We start from the raw sequence: 7,610 nt of genomic DNA on the forward strand, positions 1-7,610 counted from the left end.
GCGCTGCAGGCTCCGGCCCGCCAGATCGCGGCCAACGCCGGTGCGGAAGCATCGATCGTTGCCGGCAAGATCCTTGAGAACAAGGGCGCGACCTTCGGCTACAACGCCCAGACCGGCGAATATGGCGACATGATCGCCATGGGCATCGTCGATCCGGTCAAGGTCGTGCGCACGGCTCTCCAGGACGCGGCCTCGGTCGCCGGCCTGCTGGTCACCACCGAAGCCATGATCGCGGAGGCTCCGAAGAAGGAGTCGGCTGGCGGCGGCATGCCGGGCGGCATGCCCGGCGGTGGCATGGGCGGCATGGGCGGCATGGACTTCTAATTGCCGAAGGGTCCCGAAAAGTCGCAGACTTTTCGCAAGACCATTCGCAATGGGAATTCCATAACGCACGCCCATCAACCAGCATTGCTCAAGCCGGCGAGCGGGCTTGAGTGGCGGCATGGATTTTTAGTCCAGCCCACCAGCCACGGATCCGAAAGGGCGGCAGCGATGCCGCCCTTTTCTTCGCCTTGGGTCGAAGAAACGGCCAGCTTGAACGCCGGCCACAGGAGTGCGTTCCGCCGCCAGAACGATGCCACTTAAAGCCTAATGAGGCGGTGCAACTTCAAGAACACCCACCTAAGGGCCACGGCCGCCAAATTACGACATCCCTGACGTCGTGTGGCAGCTTGTCCGACATGGCGAGATCGGCCATACAGACATCAGGCTGGCTGATTCAACTTAGGCGTTTCGGCCCGCGTCCTCTGATGCCAACCCGGGAGATGCGGCCGGCCCGCAGCCAAGTTCCACAGAGGCTTTTTTTGCCCAATTGGAATTGGCACATTGCGCTAATAACCATCACCGAAGCGATCATTTGGTCGAAAGCAGTCAAGATCATGCAGCGTGAAAATCGTCACCCTCCCGTTTCAGCGACTCTCGCGCCATTTCGCAACCATGTGTTTCGCTCGATCTGGACGGCCACACAAATATCCAGCGTCGGATGGCTCGTGCAAACGGTTGCCATCAGCTGGCTGATGGCAACCATTTCAGCGTCGGATCTGATGGTTGCCCTGGTGCAGGCCGCATCCACATTGCCGGTATTCTTCCTCTCAATCCTTGCCGGAGCCATCGCCGACAATTTCAGCCGCCGATGGGTGATGTTTGCGGGACACTGTCTGATCGCATTGGCGTCATCGACGCTGATGATTTCTGTGGGACTGGGATTTGTCCATCCATGGCTCATACTCGGACTGGGTTTCCTGGCTGGCTGCGGCTTCGCGTTGAATGATCCGGCCTGGCATGCTTCCGTCGGCGATATCCTCGACAAGCGCGACATTCCCGCCGCAGTGACGCTTATGTCGGTCGGATACAACATCGTGCGCAGCATTGGTCCGGCTCTGGGCGGCGTCATCATGGCCTTCTTTGGGCCTCTGGCCGCTTTCGCCTTGGCCGCGCTGAGCGATCTGGCGCCTCTCAGCGCAATATGGCGAACCAAATGGAAGGTTCGCTCTTCTCCTCTGCCTCGCGAGAAAATGATGACGGCAGTTCATGACGGCGTGCGCTTCACGGCAATGTCCCTGGAGATCAGGGCGGCGATAGCCCGCGCCACCCTTTTTGGGTTGGCCAGCATCTCCATCCTCGCGCTGCTGCCGCTTGTGGTTCGGGATCAGTTGAAAAGCGGTCCAATTGTCTATGGCATCTTATTGGCCGGTTTCGGCATAGGTGCTTTCATCGCTGGCATGAGCAACGGCTACCTGCGGCGGACCGCGTCTCAAAACAGGCTGGTGGCGCTCGCCTCAATTGCTTGTGCAGCATGTTGCCTTTGCCTTGCCCTTACAACGTCGGTTGCGTTTGCGGCCATTTCGCTGGCACTCGGGGGCGCTGGTTGGCTTGTCACCTGGACGGGCATTGACGTATCGGTTCAGCTGGCAAGCCCAAGGTGGGTTGTCGGCCGCACGCTCTCAATCTATTACGCCTTGAGCGCCGGCGGTATGGCTGCCGGCAGCTGGATCTGGGGATCTGTCGCGCAGAACTATTCCTTGACCTTGGCTCTGGAGGGCGCCGCCGTGGCTCTGTTGCTGGTGGCAGCGGCGGGGATACTGTTGCCGGTCCGTCCATGGGAAGAAACCGATCAGGAAAGTTCGGATTTTCATCCCCCCGAACTGGCACTCGATTTGAAGCCAAGAAGTGGCCCTATCGTTGCCAAAACTGAGTATTCCATATCCGAGGAGAATATCGAGGCCTTTCTGTCCTGCATGCGCGCAAGGCGCCACGTTCAAAGCCGTGCCGGTGCACGAAACTGGACGCTCCAACGAGACCTTCAGACGCCTTCACTTTGGACAGAGACATTCCGCACGCCAACCTGGATGGACTTTCTTCGCCTGAATCATCGGCTCACAGCAGCGGATAAGGAGATCGGCCAGCATCTCCTGGCACTGCACAATGGTGAGCTTCCTCCGCGAACGGTGCTTTCGATCGAGCGAACGACGGAGGCAACTCGTACCCGTGCTCAACCGATACCGTTCGTATCGCGCACCCAAAGGTGATTTGAGACGAAGCTGTCAAGGCATGAAAGCCGCCCCAGCCGCGGCCCCGTGACAGCCGAGCGACGGTTTCTGGTTGAGTTCCTAACTCGGCTAGACGCGCCGACTGATCTTGTCGCGATCGCCAGTTCGGCGACGGGAATGTCCTGCCGACGAGAGCAGGTACGGCTCTCCCTGCGTTCGGAGTGGCGTCGTGACCGTCGAAGACGCGGTTGGAGAGCCAGTTGGCGCGCAGATATTGCCAGGCGTTCTCGACCGGGTTGAGTTCCGGGGCTCGCGATGGCAGCAGCACCGGCGTGATGTTTTTCGGCACCTTCAGCTTGGCGGTCGTGTGCCAGCCTGCCCGGTCGAGTAGCAGCACGGCGTGCGCGCCGCGCGCCACATGGCGGCTGATCTCGTCGAGGTGAAGCTGCATGGCCGCGGTGTCGGCAAACGGCAGCGCCATGGCTGCTCCCTTGCCGCGCGCCGGGCAGATGGCGCCGAACAGGTATGCGCTTTGATAGCGCTGGTCGGCGGGCTGCCTGGGCCGCGTGCCACGGCGCGCCCATTGCCGCACGACACCGTTCTTCTGGCCAATTCTGGCTTCATCTTGAAACCACACCTCGACGGGCTTGCCCTTCGGCAGATCGGCGAGGTGGGCCTCTAGCGTGCGCGGAAAGTTTTTTTGAACTCTTCCACGATCCAGGCATCCTGCGCCGGATGGCGCGGCCGCGCGCTCATGTGCGAGAAGCCGAGTTCCTTCAGCAGCTTGCCCACGTAGCGCTCGTGATAGGCGACGCCGAAACGATCCGCGATGACGCGCTGCAGATCGATGCGCCGCCAGCGCACCACGCCGTCAACCGCCAGGTCCGGTCCCGTCTCGACGATTTGCGCCAGTTCGGCCTTCTGTTCCGGCGACAAGCGCGGCGTGGGTCCGCCATACCAGGCATCTTTCAGTCCGTCAGGACCATCCTCGTTAAAGCGATGCACCCAGTCCCGCAGCGTCTGGCGGTCCATGCCGCCGATCCGTGCAGCATCTTCCCGGCTCATCCCGTCCATGATCCCAGCCAGCGACAATAAGCGCCTGCTCTGGTTGACGTCCTTCGCCGCCTTCCCCAGTCGCCGAAGCGCCACAGCCGAATAGTCCATCCGCATCTTCACCGCTGATCCCATCGCCCGAATCCTCCTCGCGACAAGGAATCACGGATCAGTCGAAGCGGGAACCCCTACAGAGTCAGCCCTCAGAGCCTTTGGTATAAATCGATCGCCGACGCCACATCGCAGCGTCAGATCGACGGGCATCGGAATCGTCCAGGTAGGGCAAACCACGCCGCCTGATCGCCTCGTCACCCAATTCAAGTTGGCGATGCTCGCCATCGCCATGCCGGCCGCGATAGGACATCACACTGACGATCATCGCGTGGTCATGCTGGCGCAGAGCCTCTCCAGATTGCCGCTCAACTCGCCCACCGTAAACTTAAAAAAGCAACTGTAATCCTGACTTTTATGGGCCGCGTCAGCTTTCCGACAGGTAACCTCGTTAGGCCGATAACAAACAGCATGCTGCTGCCTGCTCAGTTTTGCGGAGCGGCCGCAACAGGAGGGGAATATGAACCCATCTAACAACATCAACCCATCCGCGCGTTATTCTTCTACGAACCAGCCCACGGTGCGACAGCCGCCAAACCAAGGGCAAGCAGGATTTGAGCAGCACTTGGGCGAGACGCCACAGGTGCATGCGGCAGGTGCCCGCCCTAGCCAGGTCCTTGGCGTCTCTCAAGACGAGCGCCTCATCCAAGAGGCGGCCGATGAAGCTACTAAGCGGGGCCAACGACTGAGCACCGTTGATACATATAAAAGCGCGCTTCGCAGGTTGGCCGACGCGCTCAAGCCGTCTGGCCAAACACTTGCCACGCTCAATGACGAGTCATTGGTCGACCACGCTAAGCGGCTGTTTCCGAAAGACGGGGCAATGATCGCGGCATTGTTGATGCTTCGTCCGCGTCGTGTGCCCGCTGCCCCAAGCACGCTCCCTTATCTTCCTTCCAAAGCAGACGAGCTGCTCATCATGGAGGCCGGCGACGCACGTTTTGGTTCAAGCTTACGTGACAACACCGCCGCGAAAAATTCTGGCTCTCTTCGCAAGCTGTCTTCAGCACTCGCACCTTTCCCAATTGCTATGCTCGATCACGACTCACTAGTCGAGCAGGCTAAGACGTTGTTTCCGACCGAGCGCAAGTTCATAAACGCGCTGGATAAGCTTCGTAAGTACCGAGAGGGCATTGGGCTGAGCACTGCGAGCGCGGGCAAAGATACCCGGTCGACGTTGGAGCCGACGGCCCACTTGCCCGTTCAAAGTGTCGGTCAGGAGCGGCTTTTGGGTAGTGCCACGGACCGAGGCGATGAGCACGACACCCGAGCGATCAGGCAGATTACACAAGACAATGTCGCCATTCAGGCGCTGCTGAGCGAAAACCGCGTGCTGATGCGGGCCGCCACCTCGCTGCTGCCACATGGCAACGAAGCGCAGATCGGGCGGGCGTCGGCTGATCCGAATTCGTCCGACTTGCGCAACCACCTTGCCTCTGCGCCTGAGTCCGGGCCCGAAGCGAGTCAGCAGGCCCCGCAGCCACCTGATGAACGCGATGGACCGACGCTGGGCGCCTCGAAACTGCAGCCGGCTCAGACAGTTTTGATAGGTCGCAGCAAGCGCCCCGTCTACTCCGAGGATGCGCCTCTGATTTTGGGGCTTGAGGCGGCGCTCATCCAGAGTGGGGCTGCCAAACTCACGGCCAAGGTAAATGTAGGTCACCTTCTCGCTTTGGATCGTTGGCTCTTCGAAAACAAGAAGCCGGGCATTGCTGCTCGGCTTGGCGACCAGGCGCTTGATGACGATGTCGAGGAATTTGTGGAAAGAGGTGGTAATGCACGCACCCTGCCGGCAGTGGCTCAACTCAAGGCTTCTCAGTCGGCTGCCGGAGTAGCGCCCATTGTGCACCGCGCTATCCTCGATCCTTATGCCGATGACGCAGCCCTCATCAGCAACTTCGAATTATCGCTTGGGAGGCGGACCATCTATCCAACTGCTCTTCGTGGTTTCAGCCACTACCTGCGTCAAAACAACATGACGGGAATTGCTGATCGGCTTAACGACCCGTCTCTAGCTGAAGATGCCAAACGCTGTGAGGCTTCCGGTGGCTCCCAATACACCACTGAAGCACTGGGTTGTCTGCGAGGCTCACCGATGAAATTCGAGCCCGTGTCTCGCCGCATTGCCAGTCCGGAGGATGCGGTCTTCATCGAGGCGGCCAGTAAGTGGGCACTCGCGGCAACCAATTCGAAAACGGAACGCAATAAGGCTTTTAAAGGGGCTAGCGCCGTTCGCCGGCTTAGTCAGTGGCTCCATCAGAACGGCAGGGAGCCCATCATCGCCCGACTCAACAACCCTGATGCGCTGAAGAAAGATCTTATCGACTTCAAGCGTGCTACCAACGAGACTCAGGTGGGGAAAGGGTTGGAGCTGCTTCGTGAGTACCGTAAGGGGCATGACTTAGAACCCTTGGTAGAGGGGGCTTCGGGAGCAGGTGAGCAGGCCAAGGGTGAGGCTGGTTCGACCTCGATGCCTGGCGTCGATCTTGAGGGGCTTTGGCGGCTGCCGGAAGATAAAGTCGAGCAGCCGGCGACTGATCCGCAACAGGTCCAGCAACTGGAACAGAGGCTCCTCGAGGAGATTCAGGGGCGGCAGGATGATCAACCGGCAGCCGATCCCCGACAATCCTCTCTTTCCTTGAACCTGGCCTCCGACCACCAGCACAAGATGATGGATACACTTGGCACGAACAGCCATCTCCTGCCAAGTGCGGGGCGCATCATTCACGGTGAGCATTACACAGCGCTTGTTAGGCCAATGAAGAGGCAGAGGACTTTTGATGGTCCGCAAAGCCTCGCCATTGAGCGGCAGCTGAGCCAGATCGGCAGTTCCGACCAGGCGAACAAGGCGCAAGAGCTTCCGCAGGCGATCCAAACGAACCCGGACGAGCTGCGCGATCAATTTACCTCGCCTGACTTTCCGCCGTCATCGGGTGAGCCGGGACCGGGTCACCACCCGGTCCCGCAACTGCCCGATCGGAGCAACGCACCCAAGCTGGAAGCCTCGGCACTCCAGGCGGGTCGTTCAACACTGGTTACAGTGGGTGCCGACAAGCGTGCTCTTTATGCCGAAGATGCGTCCCTTATCGGGGTATTGGATTCGGCGCTCCACCAGGGCAGGGTGTCGGACAACACCATCAAGCTCAATGTGAATCCTCTTTTGCACTTCGCTCGTTGGCTCGTTGCGAACGGAAAACAGAGCTTTGCTTCCCGGCTTGACGAGACGTCGCTGAACCAGGATTTGCAGCAGTACGCAGCCTCGGGTGGTCCGTCCCTCGAAGTGGCGATGGGCCATCTTAAGACTGCCAGCGCCGGCGACTTGCCAATGGCAGGTCGCTCTTTCCGGAATCCTCATTCGTTGGACGGAGCTCTCATTGAACGCTACAAAGCAACCCCGTCTTGGAACAAACTTTCGGGAAGTACCGCGAAGGGCTATATATACGCTATTACTCGATTAAGTGATTATCTGCAAAGAAAAGGGAAGATGGGTATCGCGCCTCGGCTTAACCAAAAGTCGTTGAACGATGATGTCAAGCTCTATCCCGGTGATTACACAACGATCGAAGCCGCGCTGGCGCATCTGCGGAGATCGGGCGCCGGAGAATCGGCATCTCGCGGCAATATCGCTCCTTTCCCTCATCCCGCAGACGCGGTCGCGAGACGTGTCGGGGGAGCTGCTGCGCAGCACAGGGCTCCGCAAAGGCCGGCCAACTTTGACCGAAGAATGTGGCCGACGATGGAAGCAGCGCCGGCGCACTCTGCCAGGGTGCCCTCAGACACCTTCGGCGGCCTTCAGTCTTTTGTCGACCTGAACGCGCCCACACCATCCGACTTGGACGACGATGCTCACTTTGCGCCGGCACACTCTGCCAGGGCTCCCTCAGGCACCTTCGGCGGCCTTCAGTCTTTTGTTGACCTGAACGCGCCCACACCATCCGACTTGCACGACGATGCTCA

Annotated in this window: 2 protein-coding genes and 2 pseudogenes; 3 read left to right on the forward strand and 1 reads right to left on the reverse strand. The window is 59.8% G+C overall.

The features are described 5' to 3' along the window. Together MESCI2_RS01000000136040 and MESCI2_RS0133985 are read left to right on the forward strand one after the other, a co-directional pair. The coding region (locus MESCI2_RS01000000136040; protein WP_032901607.1) for a TCP-1/cpn60 chaperonin family protein at positions 1–324 on the forward strand (324 nt) is incomplete at its 5' end. 554 nt (positions 325–878) lie between these two features. Next, positions 879–2,528, forward strand: coding sequence for an MFS transporter (locus tag MESCI2_RS0133985; RefSeq protein WP_027040390.1), 1,650 nt, complete (start codon positions 879–881; stop codon positions 2,526–2,528). Between the two features lie 187 nt (positions 2,529–2,715). Here MESCI2_RS0133985 and MESCI2_RS1000000137775 read toward each other — a convergent pair. After that, positions 2,716–3,677: pseudogene (locus tag MESCI2_RS1000000137775) on the reverse strand (IS630 family transposase); the annotation flags it as partial. Positions 3,678–4,113: 436 nt separating this feature from the next. Between MESCI2_RS1000000137775 and MESCI2_RS1000000138670 the strand changes: the two are divergent. Beyond that, positions 4,114–7,610, forward strand: a pseudogene (locus tag MESCI2_RS1000000138670) (hypothetical protein); the annotation flags it as partial.

The organism is Mesorhizobium ciceri WSM4083 (assembly GCF_000519305.1).
GTDB classification, from domain to species: Bacteria; Pseudomonadota; Alphaproteobacteria; order Rhizobiales; family Rhizobiaceae; genus Mesorhizobium; species Mesorhizobium ciceri_B.

Coding starts and splice junctions, on each gene's coding strand:
- MESCI2_RS0133985 (WP_027040390.1), top strand. CDS start 879: ATGCAGCGTGAAAATCGTCACCCTCCCGTTTCAGCGACTCTCGCGCCA.